This is a genomic window from Pseudoxanthomonas sp. CF125, assembly GCF_900104085.1.
In the GTDB taxonomy this organism is placed as follows: domain Bacteria; phylum Pseudomonadota; class Gammaproteobacteria; order Xanthomonadales; family Xanthomonadaceae; genus Pseudoxanthomonas_A.
The window spans coordinates 1,222,331-1,243,269 of the sequence record NZ_FNLD01000001.1; the positions used below are offsets into that span (position 1 = coordinate 1,222,331).

Sequence of the window (20,939 nt, forward strand, 5' to 3'; positions counted from 1 at the left end):
ACAGCGCCACCAGCGGCGACTACGCCAACAGCGCCACCAGCGGCTACTACGCCCAGTGTGAAGCCAAGGGAGTTAACGCCGTCGCGGCTAACGCGGGAGACGGAGCGGCCAAGGCTGGCAAAGCTGGCGCGATCTTCCTTGTGGAGCGCGGCAAGAACCGAGAAATTCTCTCTGTATTCGCCAGCAAGGTCGGTGAAAACGGAATTGAGGCAGATACGTGGTACGTGCTGCGCGGCGGCAAGGCGGTGGTTTATGTGCCGTAACCCCACCCTAATCCTGGAAGGCGCAACTCCTCACCCGCCGCACCGGCACGACGACTACCGCAGCACGATCTACAAGGCGCTTAGCCGCACCACAGGGAACGCCGCGTGGTACTTGCGCCGGCATGGGTTCGATATCGCGTGCGGCGTGATCTTCGTCACTGCGTTCGGGCTGGCAATAGCCACCGCTCAGCCGCGTGATGCAGGGTTTGCGCCGCATGTCAAGGCGTTGGTTACCAGCGCCGTGAGGGGCTAGTCGATGAGCGCCTGGCCCCAACTCAGCAAGCCGATCTATGCCGGCGACAACTTCCGCATGGCGATAGAGGCGTCACAAGCAACTGTCGGGCGCCCTCCTGCCCGGCCTACTGGAGGCTTGTTCTCCGTCACGCGCAAGGATGCGCATTCTAATTCTGGAAAAGTGAAATGAATCAGGTAGTCCAGTTTCAACCCGCAGTAGAGAACTACGGCCAGCGCTCACTCACGGCTGCGGACGTTCGCGCCCAAGTGAACCTCATGCAGGACGTGATGAAGGAAGTCATGCAGGACGGCACCCACTACGGGACCATTCCGGGCACGAAGTCCAAGAGCCTCTACAAGGCCGGCGCTGAAAAGCTGATGGCAACCTTCCGACTGGCCGGCGATCCGGAGGTCGAGGATCTGAGCCGCGACGGTGAGGTTCACTACCGGGTTAAGGTCCGCCTGACTTCCATGTCCGGCGCGTTCATCGGCGCGGGCATCGGCGAGTGCAGCAGCCAGGAAGACAAGTACGCATGGCGGTTGGCGGTCTGTCCGGAGGAATTTGACGCAACGCCGGAGAATCGCCGCCGCGTGAAGTTCAGTAAGTATCAGGGCAAGGTCGAGCAGAAGAAACAGGTTCGCACCAATCCGGCTGACGTGGCTAACACCATCCTGAAGATGGCTAAGAAGCGCGGTCAGGTGGATGCGGTCATTACCTGCACCGCTGCCTCCGATCTGTTCACGCAGGATATTGAGGATCTTCCGGAGGAAGTGATCGCGGAGATTGTTGGGCAACAGCGCGCCAAGCCGGCAGCGGTTGCCGTGCAGCAGGCAACGCCGCAGGACAGTCCGGAGCGTGACGCAGCTATCGCCGAGTGCAAGGCAGCAGCAGCCAAGGGCACCGAACACTTCCGGTCCTTCTGGACTGACTTCCCAGCCAACGACCGCGCCCTAGTGCGTGACCGTATGCAGGACTTCAAGGACACAGCAGCCTCCGCAGACCAAATGCTGGAGGATGCCAAGTGATCCAGGGAAGCGCCGAATGGCTGGCCTTGCGCGCCGGCAAACTCACCGGCTCCAGGTTCGCCGATTTGATGGCGACAACGAAGTCCGGGCCGTCCACTAGCCGCGCCAATCTGATCGTCACCGTGGCACTGGAACGTCTGACCGGAGAACCGGAAACGACGTTCCAGAACGACGCCATGAGGCGTGGTAGCGAACTGGAGCCGCTAGCCCGAGGCGCTTACGAGGCGCACACCGGAGAGTTGGTCGATCAGGTCGCTTTCATCGTGCATCCACGGCTGTCCTTCGTGGGCATATCTCCGGATGGCCTGATCGGCGACAAGGGCTTACTGGAAATCAAATGCCCGTCGGCGCAGGCAAAACACCTGTACGCCCTGCGCAATGGAGCACACGCCCAAGAGTACCGCTGGCAGGTGCAGGGGCAGCTATGGGTCGCTGAGCGCGAATGGTGCGACGTAGTGAGCTACGACCCGCGATTCCCGACCGGACTTCAGCTAGCCATTGAGCGCGTCAACCGCGACGAAATCGCAATCAAAACCTTGGAAGAAGCCTGCATCAAGGCAGACGCCGAAATCACCGCAATCTGTTCCGAACTTATCAACATGAGGAAAGCAACATGAGCGCACCAGTCGAACGCTACAACGTCACCGCAGGCCGTCCGTACACCACTCGCGATGGCGAGGAAAAGAGGCAGTGGATCAACGTGGGTCGGGCCACTAAGTGGGATGACGGAAATATCAGCTTGGAGTTCCATGCAATCCCGGTGGGCGCTTGGTGGGATGGCAAGTTGAGTCTGTTCGCCGAAGACAAGGATAAGGCCGCAAGCAAGTCGGAGCGTCCGCAGCGGTCAGCGTCCGTATCTGATCAGTCCGACGACGTGCCTTTCTGATTTGCAGCGACAGCACCCAGGAGCAGCCCATGACAACCCCCACCCCCAATCTGCCGGAGTCTGTTGTTACGGATGCCGAGCGCTGAGTGAGCGTGCGACGCCTGGCCCGTGGCATCACGCAACCGATCTCGGGCAAGTTGGTTCAGTTGAGACTGCCGGAGGTGACGTTGTGGTTGTGACGCAGCAACAGATCGGTGACAAGGATCGAGAACAGCGGGATGAGAATGCCGCATTCATAGCCTCTCTCGTCAACTGGTTCCGCTCGCAGGACTGGAGAGCGGCGAATGCGCGGGCGGATGAGTGGTTGCCGATTGAGAGTGCGCCGAGAGATGGGAGTTATTTCCTTGGCATAAAGGCTGGATTTATAGCTGGTGTGGCGCACTGGGACGATGAATTGAATCAGTTCTTAACCACGGAGCCGGATGACTATGCCGAGTATGCGCATTACGAAGCGTACTTAGACGTATCTGGACCGTGGGAGCCCACCCATTGGCAACCGCTGCCAACCCCGCCCGCCGCCCAAGCCGTCCGCTATGACTCAACCAAGGAATCAACATGAGCAAGAAATATAAGCTGGTAAAAGAGGATTCCATCGAGTGGATGGGCCGCAAGTTGTTCCGCATACAGTGTGTGGTTGCGTTCGGACTGATTGCCGCTGGTGAACTTGGCGGATACATAGAATCCGAAAAGAACTTGTCGCAGGTCTACGGCGATGCGTGGGTCTCCGGCAATGCGCGGGTCTCCGGCAATGCGCGGGTCTCCGGCGATGCGCGGGTCTACGGCGATGCGCGGGTCTACGGCAATGCGCGGGTCTCCGGCGATGCGTGGGTCTACGGCAATGCGTGGGTCTACGGCGATGCGTGGGTCTCCGGCGATGCGCGGGTCTCCGGCAATGCGTGGGTCTACGGCGATGCGTGGGTCTCCGGCGATGCGCGGGTCTCCGGCGATGCGCGGGTCTCCGGCGATGCGTGGGTCTCCGGCGATGCGCGGGTCTACGGCAATGCGCGGGTCTCCGGCGATGCGCGGGTCTACGGCAATGCGTCAATCACATGGACAAGCAACGTCGGCAGCGGGCAAGGGACGCTGACCGTCTATCACGCAAAGGAAGGGCTGCTTGTCACGCGCGGCTGCTTCATCGGAAGCGACTATGAATTTCTTGCTGCGGTCGCAAAGACGCACGGCATGGATTCACAGATAGGCCGGGAGTACGCGCTACTGATTGAGTTTGCGCGGCTTAGGCTTGGCAAGGGCGGTGTCCGCTCTGAGGCCAGTGAGGGGGAGGGCCGTGAGTAATTCACGCATCAAGTCCCTTCGCCAGTTTGCTAATGCGGCTGGCGTTGAGGTTCGGCCAAACGGCCCAGGATGGGGCGGACGCTTTGGGTTTCGCACGAAAGACATCCCGGAGTGCATGACTTGTGGCTACAAGTCGGTTACAGCGGCACGCGAAGGTTGGGCAAGGGAGACCTTCGGAGATACTACGGCATCAGCGCTATTCAAACTTCTAAATCACAAGGAACAGCCATGAGCGAGTCAGCCGGTCGGGTAGTGGCGGAGATTGGCCCTGTCTACACGTTGCTGTGGGCTGGCACTGAGTCTATCGCATCCATAGTCAACCGAATGGGACTGAAGGTTGGAGACAAGCTTGTTCCGGAATCCCTATGGGAGAACGCGGAAAGCAAATACTCCGAATGCTGGAGGGATTACGGCGAACTTCTAACCGAGCGCGACGAATTGCTGTCCAAGCTGGAGGCGGTGCGGGCGTTGGCTGATGACGATATCTCTGCGATGGAATCAATGGAAACCGCCCGCGCCATCCAGGCCGGGAAGGGGGAAACCGCAGGTGGCTTCGATAGTGTCGAAAACATGCTGCGTGAGCGTACGTATACGCAGCGGGACACGGATGACTATTTGCCGCCAGACGCGATATTGGAGCCTGCCAAGTATCACTGCAACGGCCAGCGCTACTACCACAGCAGGCTGGATCGAGAGGCAGCGGACGCCATTCATGCGCTTGGCGTTGCATTGGCCAGCCAAATTGAAATCACCAACACCGAAAGAGCTATAGCAGAACGAGTCACTAAATTGGCACGACCGACCTATGACATCGCGTTGATAGCTGATTACCTGGATGACTATGCGGAGGGCCTATTTGAAGATCACGAAACCACTATCAAGTCCGCCCGGAAGCAGGCGCGCTTACTTCGTGCCGCCCTTGCCGGATCGCAGGGGGAAGGGGTGGGGGATACTGAAATGCTGAACTGGCTGGACAAGCAGGCACGACCAATTGACTACATGCCTTCAACGTCACTCGGCAACAGTGGCGGAACGGGGCCTTCTCCGCTGATGTTGTCTGGACACCACTGGCATCTGATCGGAGACGCCTGCCTAACAATCAGGCAGGCCATCAAAAAGGCTATGGGCATCACGACGCCAGCCACCACTCCGGACCCTGCCGTTGTTTCTACTGGCGTGGAAGCTACGGGCGTTGTCTCTACAGATGGCACCGATGCTGGAGACTACATGTGCCCCAACTGCAATACGCCGTGGAAATGCAATGGCCCTCATGTTCCGGCCCCTGCCGCCCCTGATGGGGATGACGAACTGTTCAAGCTGTTCTATGACACGCACGTTGCTGAGTTCGACCGGTTAGAGCCGATCACACGGCCAGACTATCCGGGCCGGATGCAGGACAACACGAACGCGGCGACCAAAGCTGGATTGCGTGCAGTGCGCGCCGCCCTTTCCAATCCGCGCGTGGGTGAGGCGGTCGTGTGGGTCGATCCCTACGAGCTGATGATGGTCCGCGAGCACGGCGGGATGATCGTCGCCACGCATGAGGCTGAGCCGGAATCGAAACGGACCCAAGCGCTATACCTCCACCCACCCACCGAAATCCCCGACGGCATGGTGGTGGATGCATGGCGTAGCGCGGTGCTGGATCATTTAGCTATAGCCGCAATGGATGCCCCAATCGATGAGCCGCCTTACAAAACAATCGGCAGGGTCATCGACTGGCACGTCGCGGTAGCAGTGGACCCAGCAGTAAACGGCGGCCAAGTGCTGGTCCCAAATCGCGCAACGAAGGAATGGGCGGAAGCTTATTGCGCACGGGTAAATCGTCACCCTGACGGCGGGCAAATGTCGGTGTGTGAGGGTCGCTGGCGCGAAATCAGTTTCCGAGACATGGCGCTAAACGAAATAAACGCGATGCTGGATTGCGCAGCCGCGCCCGGTTCGGCGGAGGGTGAGTGATGCATCCCAGAGACTTCAATAGGGAACTACGCGAATCCAACTGGTTCAATGCGCTGAATGAAGAATCTGTGGGAAGTTACGGTAATAGCCCGCTTTCTGCGAATCCAGGGAAGGCAAGTCCTTGGAACTGCATCAAGTGCGGGCACGACAACAAGGCCGTGCATTGGTCGTGCGTAAAGTGTGGACACGAACCAACCACTGGACGACGTGACGTGCATCCAGAAGGACGCCGCTACGATCCGAGCGAAGGAGAGCAACCATGACCACCCAGCTAATGTCCCTAACCGTGCAGACGAAGGACGGTCCTTATGGGTTCCGGGTGATGGCCGATCCGAAGCACTTGGATCACTGGAGGGCGGTGGGGGTTGATATCGAGCCTATAAACAATCTGATATCAGACCGGCTACCCGCCCGAATACTTGGCGTCCGCACCACAAAGCCGTATCAATTCCTTCAGGACGTTTTCGGATTCAAGAACCCATGGAGCAAGACATGACCACGCCGCTGGTGCAGCAGATAGAAACTTGGCTCGGAACATTCGGCGATGACATTCCGCCTATGGCGTACCGGAAGATGGTGGCAATACAGACTGCTGCCGCCGAAGCCCTGGCGGGGAGGGCTGAGCCGGTTGTACCTCATCCGTTAGAGACAAACCACGTTGTCTCTCAAATATCGGCAAATCTGATAGACAACGGTCCTCGCCGCCAACTTCAGGAGTTAATTGACCGCTACTGGGATCTGGCATATGCCGAGGGCAAGGAAGGTCGCGACTACGACACGGAAGAAGGCGACGCTGCGTTGTGCCGCTACGAAATAGAAAAGGCGCTGCGCGAGCTGGCCACCCCTTCCCGCGCTGGGGGCGGTGAGGTGGGGGCGATTGAGACTGCACCGTTCTATTATGAGCGTGGAGGCGGCGCTAAGCAGGATGCCGCGACTGGGTATTGCAACGGATGGAACGATTGTGTCGCAGCCAACAGGAGAAAAATATAATGGGCTGGTCAGTCGGCTACGACTCAAACTGGAAGCGTGACATAGGCTATGGCGTGCCAGCCTATTGCGACCACCCCGGATGCACAGCGGAGATAGATCGTGGACTCGGCTACGTCTGCGGTGGAGAGCCATACGGCGGCGAGCATGGGTGTGGGCTGTACGTCTGCACGGAACACAGCGAGTACGCAGGCGACAAGCGAGACAACGTGCGATTGTGCAAGGCGTGCCGCTACGGGAAGCACACCTACCTTGCGACGGCGGACCATCCGGACTGGATCGCGCATAAGCTGGCCGACGAAAGCTGGCAGCAATGGCGCGATGAGAACCCTGACGAAGCAGCCGCCCTCCACGGGGCCGGGGCGAGGGGTGGGGCGTGAGTAACTGGCCTGCCATCTTAGGGCGTCAGTTGAAGTTCATGGCCGAACTGGAGTCCCGGTTTAAATCTGGAAACTCCGTTCCGGTCGAGCGCACCTATCTGACGCGGACAGAGTTCGACGGCCTGTCCGAATACATGCTGGAAGAGGAAGACATTTCCACCATGTCAGGCATGGCGAACCTGCGCCTACAGGAGCGCGTTGAGGAACTAGAAGTCGCATGTGCTCAGGCGGTCGAGTTTGCCGAGTACGTGGAAGGTGCTGCCAAGGGCAAAATGGCTGATCGAGCAAAGCACTACCTATCGCTGCCCTACTCACAAGAATTGGCAGCGCGACTCCTCCCAGGCCGGGAGGCGGGGTGATGGCTGACTGGGCAGTTGAAACCAGCGGCTCGCTCACGCTCGTGGTGCTAAGGCATCGCAAGCACGGTCCGCAGCAGGATCTTGCCCGCGATGAAAATGGCCGGATCATTTGGTTTGAGGATCGTGAAGTGGCGCAACGCCACGCCGACAAGTTGAACGGGAAAGGAGACGACGATGGGAGCCGCTGAGTCCTTCCTGACGATGCAGGGCGTACGGGGACGCGTGGGCCTCTGCCCCAGCATGATCTACCGCCTTGTCAACCAAGGTCAGTTCCCGAAGCCGGCGAAGTTCGGCACGCGATCACTCTGGATTGAGTCCGAGGTGGATGCCTGGATCGCCGAACGCATCAAGCTCCACAACATGGGGCGAAACATGGGGCAGGATATTGCGGCATGAAAAAAGCCGCTAGAATCAGCGGCTTATTCAATCGATTGGCGGAGAGTGAGGGATTCGAACCCTCGATAAGGCTTTTGACCCTATACTCCCTTAGCAGGGGAGCCCCTTCAGCCGCTCGGGCAACTCTCCGGGATTTCGAAGCGGACAGCAATGCACCGCCTCAGCCGTTTAGGATACCGGCTGACTGAGGTGACGGCAAACGAAATCGTCAGCTGGATGAGCTGGTTTCTGCGGGTTGCGCAGGCGTGTTGGCATCTTCACCGCGTTGGATGCGCTGATAAATTTCTTCGCGATGCACAGCCACGTCCTTGGGCGCAGTGATGCCAATGCGCACCTGATTGCCCTTGACGCCCAGCACGGTCACGGTGACCGAGTCGCCGATCATCAAAGTTTCGCCAACTCGGCGAGTCAAAATCAACATTTAATTTGTCTCCTTAATCCGGCAAGAGTAGTGCCGGGAGGGCGTTTTAGCCTTAACGGAGGCATAAACGCTTCCTGATTCATTCATCAACGTGAAACATGGTAACGGCCGGCCACTACGGCCCGCAAGCTCATGTTTCGTGTATTCAGGGCCGTATCCGTTGGGCTACCCATGCCGGAACGTCTGCTAGTGCCGAGGCAAGGGCGGGCCCGTCCTCGCCACCACCCTGGGCGAGATCCGGGCGGCCGCCGCCCTTGCCCCCGGTGAGACTGGCGATATGCGCCAGCAGTTCCCCCGCCTTGACCCGGCCCATTGCAGAGCCATTCACCCCGGCCACCAGCGAAGCCTTGCCATCGGCTGCACCTGCCAGGACGATGACAGCGTCACCCAATTGCTGTTTGAGCCGGTCCATGGCATCGCGCAGCGCCTTGGCATCGAACCCTTCCAGCCGGGCAGCCAGCACGCGCACGCCTTCGATTTCCACCGCCGAGCCCGCCAAATCCGCGGTGGCGCCGGAGGCCGCCTTGGCTTTAAGGCCCTCAAGCTCGCGCTCCAGCTTTTTCTGGCGCTCGGTCAGCTGCCGCACCTTCTCGACCACCTCGCCGGCGCTGCCGCCCAGCAGGGCCGCCGCCTCCTGCAGGCGCTGTTCTTCCGCGGAAACCAGATCGAGCGCGCCCTGCCCGGTCACCGCTTCGATGCGGCGCACGCCCGACGACACGCCGCCCTCGCTTACGATCTTGAACAGGCCGATATCGCCCGTGCGGCCCACGTGGGTACCGCCGCAGAGTTCGGTGGAATAGCCGCCCATCTTCAGCACGCGCACGTGCTCGCCGTATTTCTCGCCGAACAGGGCCATGGCGCCGAAATCCAGGGCTTCCTGCATCCCCATGTTGTGCACTTCGGCGGCATGGTTGGCGCGGATTTGCGCATTAACGCGGCGCTCGATCTCGGCCAATTCGGCCGCGGCCACCGGTTGGAAGTGCGCGAAGTCGAAGCGCAGCCGGTCCGGCGCCACCAGCGAGCCCTTCTGCTGCACATGCGTGCCCAGCAGCTCCCGCAAAGCCGCGTGCAGCAAGTGCGTGGCGGAATGATTGAGGATGATGGCGGCGCGGCGCGGCGCATCGACCGAACCCAGCACGTGGTCTCCGACCTTCAGGCTGCCGGCCGCAACCCTGCCGACATGGCCATGGAACTGACCGGCGTATTTCAGCGTATCGCTTACTTCGAACTTGACGCCCTGCTCGGCCAACACGCCGGTATCGCCGACCTGGCCGCCGGATTCGGCGTAGAAAGGCGTGCGGTCCAGAATCACCACAGCCTCGTCGCCGGCGCCCACTGAGTCGGCCGGGCGCCCGTCCTTCAACAGCGCGGCCACCACCAGTCCGCCGGCGTCCAGCGCGTCGTAGCCCAGGAATTCGGTCGGCTTCAACTTCGCCACCAGCTCCGCGGGCAAGCCCGAGCCGGAAGAGAACTTGCCTGCAGCGCGAGCGGTTTCGCGCTGCTGTTCCATCGCTGCATCGAAGCCGGCCATGTCTACCGACAGCCCACGCTCGCGCGCGATGTCGGCGGTCAGGTCCACGGGGAAGCCGTAGGTGTCGTACAGGCGGAAGGCATCCACGCCCGGAATCACTCCCTTGGCGCGCGAGGCCACGTCATCGAAGATGCGCATGCCCGAATCCAGGGTCTCGGCGAAGCGCTCTTCCTCGGCCTTCAAGGCGCGCTCCACCAGGTCCTGCGCCGCCGGCAGCTCCGGATAGGCTTCGCCCATCAGCGCGACCAGGGTCGGCACCATCTTGTGGAAGAACGGCTGGCGTACGCCCAGCATCCAGCCATGGCGCAGGGCGCGGCGGATGATCCGGCGCAGCACGTAGCCGCGGCCCTCGTTGGACGGCAGCACGCCATCGACGATCAGGAACGAGCAGGCGCGGATGTGGTCGGCGATCACGCGCAGCGACTTGTTCTCCAGGTCCGCGGTGCCGGTCAGCTCGGAGGCCTTGGCGATCAGGGTCTGGAAGATGTCGATTTCGTAGTTGGTGTGCACGTGCTGCAGGATCGCGGCAAGGCGCTCCATGCCCATACCCGTGTCCACGCAGGGCGCGGGCAGCGGCACCAGTGTGCCGTCGGGCTGGCGGTCGAACTGCATGAACACCAGGTTCCAGATTTCGATGAAGCGGTCGCCGTCCTCGTCCGGCGAACCGGGCGGGCCACCGGCGATGTGGTCGCCGTGGTCGTAGAAGATTTCGGTGCATGGACCGCACGGGCCGGTGTCGGCCATCTGCCAGAAGTTGTCGGAGGCGTAAGGCGCGCCCTTGTTGTCGCCGATGCGGACGATGCGTTCGGCGGGGATGCCGACCATCTTGTTCCACAGCTCATAAGCCTCGTCATCGGTGTGGTAGACCGTGACCAGCAGGCGCTCCTTGGGTAGCTTCCAGACTTCGGTCAGCAGTTCCCAGGCCCAGGCGATGGCGTCTTTCTTGAAATAGTCGCCGAAGGACCAGTTGCCCAGCATTTCGAAGAAGGTGTGGTGGCGTGCGGTATAGCCGACCGAATCCAGGTCGTTGTGCTTGCCGCCCGCGCGCAGGCAGCGCTGGACGTCGGCCGCGCGCACGTAGCTGCGCTTCTCCGCGCCCAGGAACACGTCCTTGAACTGGACCATGCCTGAGTTGGTGAACAGCAGGGTCGGGTCGTTGCCGGGCACCAGCGGGGCCGAAGGCACGATGGTATGGCCCTTGCCACGGAAGAATTCGAGGAAATCGCTGCGGATCTGGCTGCTGCTTAGCTTGGAAGTGGTCATCTGGCTGGCTGTGGCGGGCGGGCACGTCTGGTGCGCGCGATACCCACAAGATGCGGACGCGTGCTGGAGCAGACAACCCAATCCGCAAAGGTTAGCAGGCCGGGCCCGATCAGTCCTCCCGGTCGCCCCGCAGGGCCGCCCTCACTGTATCGCCATCGAAACCGCGCCGGTACAGGAAATCGGCGGCCTTGCGCCGCAAGGCCCCATCGGCCCTTGCCAAATCCAGGCCGAAGCGGCGGCGCGCCAGATCGTGTGCCGCCTGGCGCCAGTCGCCATCGAAGGCTCCCATGGCCGCATCGATGGTGCTGCTGTCGAGTCCATGGGTTCCCAGCTCAGCGCGGATACGCAAAGGACCTTGCCCATGCGCCACCCGGGTGCGAACCAGCATTTCGGCAAAACGCGCATCGCTCTGCCAACCATCGCCGGTCAGCTTCTCCACTGCCGCCGCTGCCGCTTCCTGCTCGACCCCACGTTCGGCCAGCTTGCGCGCCAGTTCCTTGCGCGAATGTTCACGGCGGACCAGCAACGCCAGTGCGCGCTGGACTGGGGTCAGCTCACGCGGTTTGCGCCTGCGTGAGCCCGATGCGGGAATGTCGGTTTCTGACAAGTGATTGAATCCCGATCGAAAAAGCGGCGCGTCCTTGCGCCAATCCCGATCAAATCTCTGCGTCCTCTTCGACCTCGTCCGGCTTGACTTCGGTCGGCTGGAACTTGTCGCGCAGCTCGCCTTCCAGGCGCGTGGCGACCTGCGGGTTGTCCTTAAGGTACTGGCGCGAATTGTCCTTGCCCTGGCCGATGCGTTCGTCGCCATAGCTGTACCAGGCGCCCGCCTTGTCCACCAGCTTGGCCTCGACACCCATGTCGATCAGTTCGCCCTCGCGGCTGATGCCTTCGCCGTACAGGATCTCGGTGATGACCTGCTTGAACGGAGGCGCCAGCTTGTTCTTGACCACTTTGATCTTGGTCTGGTTGCCGATGATCTCGTCGCCTTTCTTGATCGCGCCGATGCGGCGGATATCCAGGCGCACCGAGGCATAGAACTTCAGCGCGTTGCCGCCGGTGGTCACTTCCGGACTCTGGCCAGGCATCATCGCGCCGATCTTCATGCGCAGCTGGTTGATGAACAGCACCATGCAGTTGGAACGCTTGATGTTGCCGGTCAGCTTGCGCAGCGCCTGGCTCATCAACCGGGCCTGCAGGCCGGGCAGCTGGTCGCCCATTTCTCCCTCGATTTCGGCTTTGGGCGTCAAAGCGGCGACCGAGTCGATGACCACCATGTCCACGGCGTTGGAGCGGACCAGCATGTCGCAGATTTCCAGCGCCTGTTCGCCCGTATCCGGCTGCGACAGCAGCAAGTCGTCGACATTGACGCCCAACTTCGCAGCGTAGATCGGGTCCAACGCATGCTCGGCATCGATGAAAGCAGCGGTGCCGCCGCGCTTCTGGCACTGGGCGATGGTCTGCAGGGCCAGAGTGGTCTTGCCGGAGGATTCGGGACCGTAGATTTCCACCACGCGGCCCTTGGGCAGACCGCCGATGCCGAGTGCGATATCCAGCATCAGCGAGCCGGTGGGAATGGCCTCAACCGCTTCGATGATCTGGTCGCCCATGCGCATCACCGAGCCCTTGCCGAACTGGCGTTCGATCTGGGTCAGGGCCGCGGAAAGTGCGCGCTTCTTGTTCTCGTCCATCGTAGTGTCCTTGGTGGTTTGTCGGGTTGAGGGCAATTTAGCGGCCATGGGTCGCACAGGTTGCGACGCGATGTGCCGTGATCGAAATTAACTTTGCAACGCGGACTGGGGCTAGCGGACAACGGCTTGAAGACGTGTCGGAAATTTCCTGTTTGATAAATAAAACCTTTTTCTTATTTATTAGTGGGACGAACGATGGGACCGCTGCGATATCAGCGATTGGGACGCACCAGACCGCAATAGAGGCCTTCGATGGCGAAATCCTGATCGGGCATGACCTCGATCGGCGAATAGTCGGGATTGCGCGGCAGCAGACGGATGCGGTCCTTGCCTATTTTCAGGAGCTTGACGGTGATCTCATCGTCGATACGCGCCACTACGATCTGTCCGGAACGCGCATCCGGGGTGCGATGTACGCCGATCAGGTCGCCGTCGAAGATGCCTTCGTCGCGCATGGAATCGCCCTGCACTTTCAGCAGGTAATCCGGCGCCGGAGCGAAGAAGGCGCGATCCAGCAGCACGAAATCATCGGAACGGATGTCTGCGCCGATCGGCAGGCCCGCTGCCACGCGCCCCAGTACCGGCAAACGCAGCGCGTTATCAGGAAGGATGGCTTCGGGTACAGGAATGTCGGTGTCGTCGTGGACCAGACGAATGCCACGCGCCTGCCCGGGGATCCGGCGGATTGCGCCGGCGGCCTCAAGCGCCTCGATATGGTACTGGGCGGCACGAACCCCGCTGAAGCCGAAGGCCTTGGCGATCTCTGCCTGGGAAGGCGGCACGCCATCGGCGCCGATGCGCTCGGCGATCATGGCCAGGATGGCTTGCTGGGTGTCGGTCAGATTCATGGTTAGTAGTAATACTACTAACGAAATGGGAAAGCAACTATTTCGTGACTATCCCCCTTCCCGACCCCGTGCTGCCTAATCAGCCGCCCTTGGACCAGGGTGAAATACAGCCCTAACGGAACGGCCAGAACAAACAGCAAGATGCCGTTGGCGCGGTAAGCCTCCACCAGCAATCGCAAGCCGGTCGGAAGTTGCGCGCCTGTCGCGTGCGCCCATTGCTCGTATTGAGGAATGACGAAGATCGCCTGGATTGCACACACCAATATAGGAAACGCCAATGCAATGAAGACAACCGCAATGGCCGCGCTTTGCCAGACGTACTCGCCGATGAAACCGTTGCGCCAAATGCTCAACAGATCGCTTCGGACGGCTCGCCAATGTCCCCGGTTGAGCCAAATCGCAATGGCTATGACCAGAAAACAGGCCGATAGCAACTCATCCAGGACCGACAGCAACACCATCGTCCAGGCTGCGGGGCCGATAGCGATCACTTCCCCGACCGCGAAACTTGCCAGCGCGTATGCCGCCCATAGCGCCAAACACATTGCCAGCGCCCGCATCCCCGGCCAACCAGGCCGCCACCAGCGCGCAGGAGCCGCATCGTCGAGCGTGCGAGGATTCAGGCAGGAAAACGGCGCCGCGACGAAGACGAGCGTCGAAGCGGCCATTGCGACCAGTTCCAGCCCGTCGCTGTCATGAAGAACGAACGACACCGCAGCCCAGCCCACGCACCACAGCACGCCCGGCAGCCAGAAAGCCGGCGCGCGCCATGGCCATGCCAGCGCTGCGCGAGCGCGCCCATCGCGGTCCCACCAATTGCGCAATGCGCCTAGCAGCAGTGGCGGCAACATGAAGAAGAGAAATACCGCTAACAGCACCTGCGGATAGGGACGCACGGTAGCGAATTCCAGCAGCTCCAAAGCACCCCGATCGGACTCCATCGTGAGGATGCCGGGCATGCCCCAGGTCAGCGCCAGCAAGAACCAAAGCCAGCCAGTGCACCAGCCTCCAGTCAACAATGCGAATGCGACCCAGCACCAACTTCCCCGACTCCAGAGTTTCAATTCCGCTCAGCCCGCCAACGCATCCAATCCCTGCAGCGCAGCGGCCACGGTCTGCCTGCGCACCGCTTCGCGATCGCCATCGAAGTGGAAAACCTCGGCCCGCGCATAGCCACCACGCCGTTTCCAGCCTATCCACACCGTTCCCACCGGCTTGCCCTCGCTGCCGCCGCCGGGCCCGGCGATGCCGGTGACCGCCACGGCGATGCTGGCGCCCGAGTTGACCAGGGCGCCGGACACCATTTCGATCACGGTCTCCCTGCTGACCGCGCCGTGGACTTCCAGCGTCTCCGCACGCACGCCCAGCAGCGCCTGCTTGGCCTCGTAGCTGTAGGCGGCCATGCCGCAATCGAACCAATCCGACGAGCCGGCGATATCGGTCACCGCCTTGGCGATCCAGCCGCCCGTACAGCTTTCCGCCGTCACCAAACGATGGTGCGTATCGCGCAGGCGCACGCCGAGGTTCTGGGCGAGCGCGAGCAGATCGTGGTCGTTGGGGATGGACATTGGCGGCTTTTACGGAATGGCGACGGCGCTGCCGTTGTAGCGGAAAAGCGGGCGTCTGTCTGCCGCATGCGCTCATGCCGGACGAAAACGGCCCGCCACTTCCGTGGCGGGCCGCTGGTTTTCCGACCTTGTGCGATCAGTACTGGATGCGGAAGGTCACGCCATAGGTGCGCGGCGCACCCAGGAAGGCGTTGTAGGTATTGCGCGGATCGTTCGGAGTGGCGCTGGCGGTCTGCAGTGGACCGTCGAAACCCACCTGCACATACTCTTCGTCGAAGATGTTCAGGCCCCAGAATTCCAGCATCCAGCGCTTGCTCTTGGCGCCGATGCCGAAGCGGGCGTTGACCACCGTATAGGCGTCCTGCATCTTCTCCACATCCAGATCGGAACCGGTATTGAATTCCGAGGTGTACTTGGCGCCGATGTTGAAACGGCCCACCAGGCTCGCGCCGAAATCCCATTCGTAGGTCGCCGACGCAGTGCCCGACCACTCCGGTGCGAAGCTGGTCTTGTTGCCGGGCAGCTTGTACAAGGCTCCATCGGGGGCCACGAAATCGGGCGTGGGCCTTTCGTCGCCGTAGAAGGTGTCGGCGTACATCAGGCCGCCCTGCAGCATCAGGCCCTTGCTGGGCTGCCACAGGATTTCGGTATCCACGCCGCGCGAAGTGACCTTGGGAATCGAACGGACCACGAAGCTGGTGCCCAGGAAGCTGTTGAGCTGGAAATCTTCGTAGGTCTGGTGGAACAAGGTCGCGTTGAGCAGCAGATTGCCGTCCAGCCAAGTGGTCTTGGCGCCCAGCTCGTAGCTGTCCACGAACTCGCCGTCGAACGAAGTGTCGTTGACCGGGATGATGCCCTGCCCGCCGCTGGACAGGCCGTTGGAGGTCTGCACGCGGTCGAGATTGAAGCCGCCGCCCTTGTAGCCGCGCGCCGCCGAAACGTAGGTCATCACGTTCTCGTTCCAGCGATAGGCCGCCTTGAGCGTGCCGGACCATTCCTTCTCTTCGCGCTCCTGCTGGGTCGAACGGCCGTTGTGCAGCGCGTTGGCCCAGGGCAGGCAGCTGAAGCCGATGATGTTGCCGATCAGCGCCTGCTGCTGCGCGGCCGGCAAGGAGGCGAACGGAATGCCACGGGTGGTCAGGGCGGTGGCGATGCGGCCGATCGCAGCCGCGCTGGGCGCCCCGGTGGGACCGAAATACGACGCGCAGGCCGGCGCGCCGTTCGGATTGGAGTAGACCGAGTCCAGGGTCTTCTTTTCCCGGGTGTAGCGCAGGCCCAGGGTCAGGTCGAGCGCATCGGTCGCATGCCAGGTGTTGTTAGTGAACAGCGCCAGGCTCTTGGCGTTCTGGTCATAGCGATCCAGCGCGCCCAGACCCGGTGCGAAGGTGGTGCCGAAGGCGCGGCCGGTGGTCTGCGACAGGAACAGCGGCGCGGTCGGCGATGCCGCCAGCGCCGGGTTGATCCGCGCCAGCAGGGCTGTGGACAGGAAGGGCTCGTAACCGACACCGATGCTGTAGGAGTCGTGGCGGGTCAGATCTTCGTCGGCGTAGAACGCACCCACCATCCAGTCGATGCTGTCGGTGGCGCCGGTCAGGCGGAATTCCTGGCTGAAGGTCTCGAAGCGGGTCAGCGATTCGTCTTCGTTCGCGTTCCGGTACAGCAGGTCGGCGCCGGTGTAGTCGAAGTCCAGCGCATTGATCGACTGCCAGTCGCGCAGCGCGGTGATCGAAGTCAGGGTCGCACCGCCGAACCACGGCGATTCCCAATTGACTTCGGCCGAGATGCCCTTGTCCTTCATGTCCTGCTCGGTGCTGCGGTTGCTGTGGGCGATGCGCGCGAACGGATCGGCGACCGTCGGGATGGAGCCCGCCCCGCCCACGCCGTTGATGATGGCGGCGGTTGAGCCGACCACCGTCTGCACGGCCGAGCAGCAGTTCTCTTCGCGGCTGGTGAAGTCGCCGATGAAGTTGATGTCCAGGTTATCGGTCGGTTCCAGCAGCAACTGGGCACGGATGGAGTGGAAGTTCTGGTCGCCGTCCTCATCCAGCGTGCGCGGCCCACGCGAGGTTTCGACATCCAGGAAGCCGTCGCGCTTGCGCTTGGTGGCATATATGCGAAATGCGGCGTTATCGGACAACGCATCGTTGTAGGAACCGGACACGCCGATGGCGCCGTAGTTGCCGACGGTGATCTCGCCCTCGGCGCTCTGCGAATAGCTGGGGCGGCGGGTGATGATATTGATCACGCCGGCCGAGGTGTTCTTGCCGAACACGGTGCCCTGCGGGCCCTTCAGCACTTCCACCCGTTCGAGCTCGCCCAGGTCGCCGAAGCCCACGCCGTTACGGGCGCGGTAGACGCCATCGATGACCACACCGACCGAAGACTCCAGGCCGGCGTTGTCGCCCACCGTGCCGATGCCGCGGATACGCGCGGTGGTCAGGGCTTCGCTCTGGGTGCTGGTCACGGTCAGGCCGGGAACCAGCACCTGCAGATCCTTGATATCGCGCACGCCGGTGTCTTTCAGCAGCTGCTCGGGCAGGGCGGTGACCGAAATCGGCACGTCCTGCATCGCTTCTTCGCGCTTCTGCGCGGTCACCGTCATGGTGGCCAGCGTGGTGGGCTCGTCATCGGCTTTCGCCGGCGACGCGGCCTGTTGGGCTTGCGCCTGCGATACGGCAAAAAGCGCCGTGAATACAGCGACTGCCAGCATCTTGTGCTGCGGTTTTGCAACGACCATTGTTATCCCCTCCCAGGGTCATCGAATCGCAAGTTTTGATAAAGCGGTGTTTTGTTCTTTAGTCCCCAAAAATATGTGATAGCGGACGCTTCCCCACGTCACCTCCCGAACTTAACACTATCTTTACGGTTCGGCATTTTGCAGTGCACCCATACCAAGTTTCCCCAATCGGGATGGCTTGAGTGTGTCAATCGATTCGCGGGCCCACCCGCAGACCGCTAAACTTCTTCTTTCCACCCGCAGCTCCGGCCTTGACCTTGATTGTTGATACCCGACCGTGAGCGATCCGGCGACCCTCACCCACACGCCGCTCATGAAGCAATTCTTCGCCGCCAAGGCGGAGTATCCGGACCTGCTGTTGCTGTTCCGCATGGGCGACTTCTACGAGCTGTTCTACGACGACGCCCGCAAGGCCGCGCGGCTGCTGGACATCACCCTGACCCAGCGCGGCAGTTCGGCCGGCGCGCCGATCCCGATGGCCGGGGTGCCGGTGCACGCCTACGAAGGCTATCTGGCGCGGCTGGTGGCCCTGGGCGAATCGGTGGCGATCTGCGAACAGATCGGCGACCCCGCGCTGGCCAAGGGCCTGGTGGAGCGCAAGGTGGTGCGCATCGTCACTCCCGGCACGGTGACCGACGAGGCGCTGTTGAACGAGCGCCGCGACACCTTGCTGATGGCCGTGTCGCGTGGAAAGTCAGGCTATGGGCTGGCATGGGCCGACCTGGCCGGCGGCCGTTTCCTGGTCAACGAAGTCGACGGCGCCGATGCGCTGGAGGCCGAACTCTCGCGCCTGGAACCGGCCGAGCTGCTGATCGCAGATGAGGAAGGCTGGCCCGCGTTCCTGACCGCGCGCACCGGTCTGCGCCGGCGCGCGCCCTGGCTGTTCGACGCCGACAGCGGGCGCCGCCAGCTGCTGCAGTTCTTCCGCCTGCACGACCTGAGCGGTTTCGGCATCGATGACCGCCCTCTCGCCACGGCCGCCGCCGGCGCCCTGCTCGGCTATGTGGAAGAAACCCAGAAGCAGCGTCTGCCTCATCTGACCGCGATCGCGGTGGAATCGGCGGGCGATGCGATCGCCATGAATGCGGCCACGCGCCGGCACCTGGAGCTGGACACGCGCGTCGATGGCGACACCAAGCACACCCTGCTCGGCGTGCTGGACTCCACCGTCAGTCCGATGGGCGGGCGCCTGCTGCGGCGCTGGCTGCACCGTCCATTGCGCGACCGCCAGGTACTGGACCAACGGCACCAGGCCGTGGCGGCGCTGATCGAAAGCCGCGCCGACGACGCGCTGCGCGAACGCTTCCGCGCGTTGGGCGATATCGAGCGCATCCTCACCCGCGTGGCGCTGCGTTCGGCGCGCCCGCGCGATCTGTCGACCTTGCGCGACGGTCTGGCCATGTTGCCCGGCATCCGCGCAACGCTCGCCCCGCTCGATTCCCCCCGGCTGCGGGCGCTTTCGGCCGAACTGGGCGAACACACCGACACCGCGCACCTGCTGGCCGCCGCCATCGCCGAGCAGCCGCCGATGAAACTCAGCGACGGCGGCGTGATCGCCGCCGACTACGATGCCGAGCTGGACGAACTGCGCCGCCTGAGCACCCATGCCGACCAGTTCCTGATCGACCTGGAGACGCGCGAGCGCGAAAGCAGCGGCATCAACTCGCTCAAGGTCGGCTACAACCGCGTGCATGGCTATTACATCGAGATCAGCAAGGCGCTGTCCGAACGCGCGCCCGTGCACTACACCCGTCGGCAGACGCTGAGCAACGCCGAGCGCTACATCACCGAAGAACTCAAATCCTTCGAAGACAAAGTGCTGTCGGCGCGCGAGCGTTCGCTGTCGCGCGAAAAACTCCTGTACGAGCAACTTCTCGACACGCTGGGCGTAGCGCTTGAGCCGCTGAAGCGCTGCGCCTCGGCGTTGAGCGAGCTCGACGTGCTGGCCGGCTTCAGCGAACGCGCACAGGCTTTGGACTGGTCGCAACCCGAACTGAGCGATAAACCGGGCCTGCGCATCGAACGCGGCCGCCACCCGGTAGTGGAAGCGGTGCGCGAGGAACCCTTCGAACCCAACGATCTGGTGCTGGGCGGCGACGATCACGGCGGCGAACCACGCATGCTGATCATCACCGGCCCCAACATGGGCGGCAAGAGCACCTACATGCGCCAGAACGCGCTGATCGTGCTGCTGGCCCACATCGGCAGCTTCGTGCCTGCCTCGCGCGCGGTTATCGGACCGACCGACCGCATCCTCACCCGCATCGGCGCCGGCGACGACCTGGCGCGCGGACAATCCACTTTCATGGTGGAAATGGCCGAGACCAGCTACATCCTGCATCACGCCACCGAGCAATCGCTGGTGCTGATGGACGAAATCGGCCGCGGCACTTCGACCTACGACGGACTGGCGCTGGCCGATGCGGTGGCGCGGCACCTGGCCGCGATCAACCGCTGCTACACATTGTTCGCCACCCATTATTTCGAACTCACCGCGCTGGCCGAACCCGGCAGCGGCATCGCCAACGTGCATCTGGATGCGGTGGAGCATCACGATAAGAACGGCGGCGACTCGCTGGTGTTCATGCATGCGGTAAAGGACGGCCCGGCCGATCGCAGCTTCGGCCTGCAGGTCGCCGCGTTGGCGGGCCTGCCGAAGGCCACGGTGCAGCAGGCGCGTCGTCGGCTGGCGGAACTCGAACAACGCGGCGGCGAAAGCCATGCCGCGCAGATGGCGCCGCAGGCATTGGACGCACCGCAACAATTCGGCCTATTCGCCCCAGCAACCTCTGCGGCCCAGGAGGCACTGGCCGCAATCGACCCCGATGAGTTGACGCCCAAGCAAGCTCTGGAAGCGCTCTACCGCCTCAAATCCCTGCTGTAGGTCGGGGCTACGCCCCCCGACGCTCGTGTCGTTTGAGTATCCCGTGCGTCGGGGGCGTAGCCCCGACCTACGATTGCGCATCGCACCATTGAACGACACTATCGAATTGGTTGCGAAAAACGATTTTCATTAATCGATCGCATTGGCTAACCTGCTGGCTGATCGCCAACGTCAAAGGACGCCAGCCATGTGCACCTCCGCAGGAAAGTTGGC

Annotated in this window: 20 protein-coding genes, 1 tRNA gene and 1 pseudogene; 13 read left to right on the top strand and 9 right to left on the bottom strand. The window is 62.3% G+C overall.

The features are described 5' to 3' along the window. The 12 genes and pseudogenes from BLR66_RS19160 to BLR66_RS05500 form a co-directional block, all read left to right on the top strand. Nucleotides 1-263 (top strand): annotated as a pseudogene (locus tag BLR66_RS19160) (hypothetical protein); the annotation flags it as partial. 420 nt (nucleotides 264-683) lie between these two features. Further along, complete coding sequence (locus BLR66_RS05445; RefSeq protein WP_093280831.1) at nucleotides 684-1,523, top strand: hypothetical protein; 840 nt, start codon at nucleotides 684-686, stop codon at nucleotides 1,521-1,523. Next, the gene (locus tag BLR66_RS05450; RefSeq protein WP_093280836.1) at nucleotides 1,520-2,140 is read left to right on the top strand and encodes a lambda exonuclease family protein; all 621 of its coding nucleotides are present in this window, start codon (nucleotides 1,520-1,522) and stop codon (nucleotides 2,138-2,140) included. Before BLR66_RS05445 ends, BLR66_RS05450 begins: the two co-directional genes overlap by 4 nt. Next, on the top strand, nucleotides 2,137-2,409 hold the full coding sequence (locus BLR66_RS05455; RefSeq protein ID WP_093280841.1) for a hypothetical protein: 273 nt from the start codon (nucleotides 2,137-2,139) through the stop codon (nucleotides 2,407-2,409). Before BLR66_RS05450 ends, BLR66_RS05455 begins: the two co-directional genes overlap by 4 nt. A 175-nt stretch (nucleotides 2,410-2,584) precedes the next feature. After that, nucleotides 2,585-2,968 (top strand): DUF551 domain-containing protein, encoded by a 384-nt coding sequence (locus BLR66_RS05460; RefSeq protein WP_143014562.1) that lies wholly within the window; start codon nucleotides 2,585-2,587, stop codon nucleotides 2,966-2,968. Beyond that, on the top strand, nucleotides 2,965-3,702 hold the full coding sequence (locus tag BLR66_RS05465) for a hypothetical protein (protein ID WP_093280851.1): 738 nt from the start codon (nucleotides 2,965-2,967) through the stop codon (nucleotides 3,700-3,702). Before BLR66_RS05460 ends, BLR66_RS05465 begins: the two co-directional genes overlap by 4 nt. Nucleotides 3,703-3,930: 228 nt before the next feature. Then, nucleotides 3,931-5,661 (top strand): hypothetical protein, encoded by a 1,731-nt coding sequence (locus BLR66_RS05470; protein WP_093280856.1) that lies wholly within the window; start codon nucleotides 3,931-3,933, stop codon nucleotides 5,659-5,661. A 259-nt stretch (nucleotides 5,662-5,920) separates the two neighbouring features. Next, the gene (locus tag BLR66_RS05475; protein WP_093280861.1) at nucleotides 5,921-6,157 is read left to right on the top strand and encodes a hypothetical protein; all 237 of its coding nucleotides are present in this window, start codon (nucleotides 5,921-5,923) and stop codon (nucleotides 6,155-6,157) included. Further along, the gene (locus BLR66_RS05480) at nucleotides 6,154-6,651 is read left to right on the top strand and encodes a hypothetical protein (RefSeq protein ID WP_143014563.1); all 498 of its coding nucleotides are present in this window, start codon (nucleotides 6,154-6,156) and stop codon (nucleotides 6,649-6,651) included. The genes BLR66_RS05475 and BLR66_RS05480 overlap by 4 nt, the downstream gene beginning before the upstream one ends. Before the next feature lie 373 nt (nucleotides 6,652-7,024). Next, complete coding sequence (locus tag BLR66_RS05490) at nucleotides 7,025-7,387, top strand: hypothetical protein (RefSeq protein WP_093280873.1); 363 nt, start codon at nucleotides 7,025-7,027, stop codon at nucleotides 7,385-7,387. After that, nucleotides 7,387-7,575: a hypothetical protein gene (locus tag BLR66_RS05495; protein ID WP_093280878.1), complete on the top strand. Its 189-nt coding sequence runs from the start codon at nucleotides 7,387-7,389 to the stop codon at nucleotides 7,573-7,575. The genes BLR66_RS05490 and BLR66_RS05495 overlap by 1 nt, the downstream gene beginning before the upstream one ends. Next, nucleotides 7,562-7,783: a helix-turn-helix transcriptional regulator gene (locus tag BLR66_RS05500; RefSeq protein WP_176943771.1), complete on the top strand. Its 222-nt coding sequence runs from the start codon at nucleotides 7,562-7,564 to the stop codon at nucleotides 7,781-7,783. The genes BLR66_RS05495 and BLR66_RS05500 overlap by 14 nt, the downstream gene beginning before the upstream one ends. 36 nt (nucleotides 7,784-7,819) lie before the next feature. On the opposite strand, the gene BLR66_RS05505 is transcribed toward BLR66_RS05500, so the two are convergent. From BLR66_RS05505 to BLR66_RS05545, 9 genes are all read right to left on the bottom strand, one after another. After that, nucleotides 7,820-7,912, bottom strand: a tRNA-Ser gene (locus BLR66_RS05505). Nucleotides 7,913-7,991: 79 nt separating this feature from the next. Further along, nucleotides 7,992-8,204 (bottom strand): carbon storage regulator CsrA, encoded by a 213-nt coding sequence (gene csrA, locus BLR66_RS05510; protein WP_093280882.1) that lies wholly within the window; start codon nucleotides 8,202-8,204, stop codon nucleotides 7,992-7,994. 145 nt (nucleotides 8,205-8,349) lie between these two features. Continuing rightward, nucleotides 8,350-10,998 carry an alanine--tRNA ligase gene (gene alaS, locus BLR66_RS05515; protein WP_093280887.1) on the bottom strand — a complete coding sequence of 883 codons (2,649 nt, stop codon included), beginning with the start codon at nucleotides 10,996-10,998 and terminating at the stop codon, nucleotides 8,350-8,352. Between the two features lie 109 nt (nucleotides 10,999-11,107). Further along, nucleotides 11,108-11,605 (bottom strand): regulatory protein RecX, encoded by a 498-nt coding sequence (locus BLR66_RS05520; RefSeq protein ID WP_093280891.1) that lies wholly within the window; start codon nucleotides 11,603-11,605, stop codon nucleotides 11,108-11,110. A 49-nt stretch (nucleotides 11,606-11,654) separates the two neighbouring features. Then, nucleotides 11,655-12,689 carry a recombinase RecA gene (recA, locus tag BLR66_RS05525; protein ID WP_093280897.1) on the bottom strand — a complete coding sequence of 345 codons (1,035 nt, stop codon included), beginning with the start codon at nucleotides 12,687-12,689 and terminating at the stop codon, nucleotides 11,655-11,657. Nucleotides 12,690-12,901: 212 nt separating this feature from the next. Then, nucleotides 12,902-13,537, bottom strand: coding sequence for a transcriptional repressor LexA (gene lexA / locus BLR66_RS05530; RefSeq protein WP_093280902.1), 636 nt, complete (start codon nucleotides 13,535-13,537; stop codon nucleotides 12,902-12,904). A 17-nt stretch (nucleotides 13,538-13,554) separates the two neighbouring features. Then, nucleotides 13,555-14,517: a hypothetical protein gene (locus BLR66_RS05535; RefSeq protein WP_143014564.1), complete on the bottom strand. Its 963-nt coding sequence runs from the start codon at nucleotides 14,515-14,517 to the stop codon at nucleotides 13,555-13,557. 90 nt (nucleotides 14,518-14,607) lie between these two features. Then, nucleotides 14,608-15,105 (bottom strand): CinA family protein, encoded by a 498-nt coding sequence (locus BLR66_RS05540; protein ID WP_176943772.1) that lies wholly within the window; start codon nucleotides 15,103-15,105, stop codon nucleotides 14,608-14,610. 136 nt (nucleotides 15,106-15,241) lie between these two features. Then, nucleotides 15,242-17,815 carry a TonB-dependent receptor gene (locus BLR66_RS05545; protein ID WP_255402311.1) on the bottom strand — a complete coding sequence of 858 codons (2,574 nt, stop codon included), beginning with the start codon at nucleotides 17,813-17,815 and terminating at the stop codon, nucleotides 15,242-15,244. Between the two features lie 340 nt (nucleotides 17,816-18,155). On the opposite strand from BLR66_RS05545, the gene mutS reads away from it, so the two are divergent. Further along, nucleotides 18,156-20,726, top strand: a complete 2,571-nt coding sequence (mutS, locus tag BLR66_RS05550; protein ID WP_093280917.1) for a DNA mismatch repair protein MutS — start codon at nucleotides 18,156-18,158, stop codon at nucleotides 20,724-20,726. The last annotated feature ends 213 nt before the right edge of the window (nucleotides 20,727-20,939 follow it).

Excerpts from the sequence above, each read along its gene's own strand:
- BLR66_RS05495 (WP_093280878.1), top strand. The coding sequence starts at position 7,387 with ATGGCTGACTGGGCAGTTGAAACCAGCGGCTCGCTCACGCTCGTGGTG.
- BLR66_RS05455 (WP_093280841.1), top strand. The coding sequence starts at position 2,137 with ATGAGCGCACCAGTCGAACGCTACAACGTCACCGCAGGCCGTCCGTAC.
- BLR66_RS05465 (WP_093280851.1), top strand. The coding sequence starts at position 2,965 with ATGAGCAAGAAATATAAGCTGGTAAAAGAGGATTCCATCGAGTGGATG.
- csrA (WP_093280882.1), bottom strand. The coding sequence starts at position 8,204 with ATGTTGATTTTGACTCGCCGAGTTGGCGAAACTTTGATGATCGGCGAC.
- BLR66_RS05500 (WP_176943771.1), top strand. The coding sequence starts at position 7,562 with ATGGGAGCCGCTGAGTCCTTCCTGACGATGCAGGGCGTACGGGGACGC.
- BLR66_RS05470 (WP_093280856.1), top strand. The coding sequence starts at position 3,931 with ATGAGCGAGTCAGCCGGTCGGGTAGTGGCGGAGATTGGCCCTGTCTAC.
- recA (WP_093280897.1), bottom strand. The coding sequence starts at position 12,689 with ATGGACGAGAACAAGAAGCGCGCACTTTCCGCGGCCCTGACCCAGATC.
- BLR66_RS05475 (WP_093280861.1), top strand. The coding sequence starts at position 5,921 with ATGACCACCCAGCTAATGTCCCTAACCGTGCAGACGAAGGACGGTCCT.
- BLR66_RS05540 (WP_176943772.1), bottom strand. The coding sequence starts at position 15,105 with ATGTCCATCCCCAACGACCACGATCTGCTCGCGCTCGCCCAGAACCTC.
- mutS (WP_093280917.1), top strand. The coding sequence starts at position 18,156 with ATGAAGCAATTCTTCGCCGCCAAGGCGGAGTATCCGGACCTGCTGTTG.
- BLR66_RS05545 (WP_255402311.1), bottom strand. The coding sequence starts at position 17,815 with ATGCTGGCAGTCGCTGTATTCACGGCGCTTTTTGCCGTATCGCAGGCG.
- BLR66_RS05480 (WP_143014563.1), top strand. The coding sequence starts at position 6,154 with ATGACCACGCCGCTGGTGCAGCAGATAGAAACTTGGCTCGGAACATTC.
- alaS (WP_093280887.1), bottom strand. The coding sequence starts at position 10,998 with ATGACCACTTCCAAGCTAAGCAGCAGCCAGATCCGCAGCGATTTCCTC.
- lexA (WP_093280902.1), bottom strand. The coding sequence starts at position 13,537 with ATGAATCTGACCGACACCCAGCAAGCCATCCTGGCCATGATCGCCGAG.
- BLR66_RS05445 (WP_093280831.1), top strand. The coding sequence starts at position 684 with ATGAATCAGGTAGTCCAGTTTCAACCCGCAGTAGAGAACTACGGCCAG.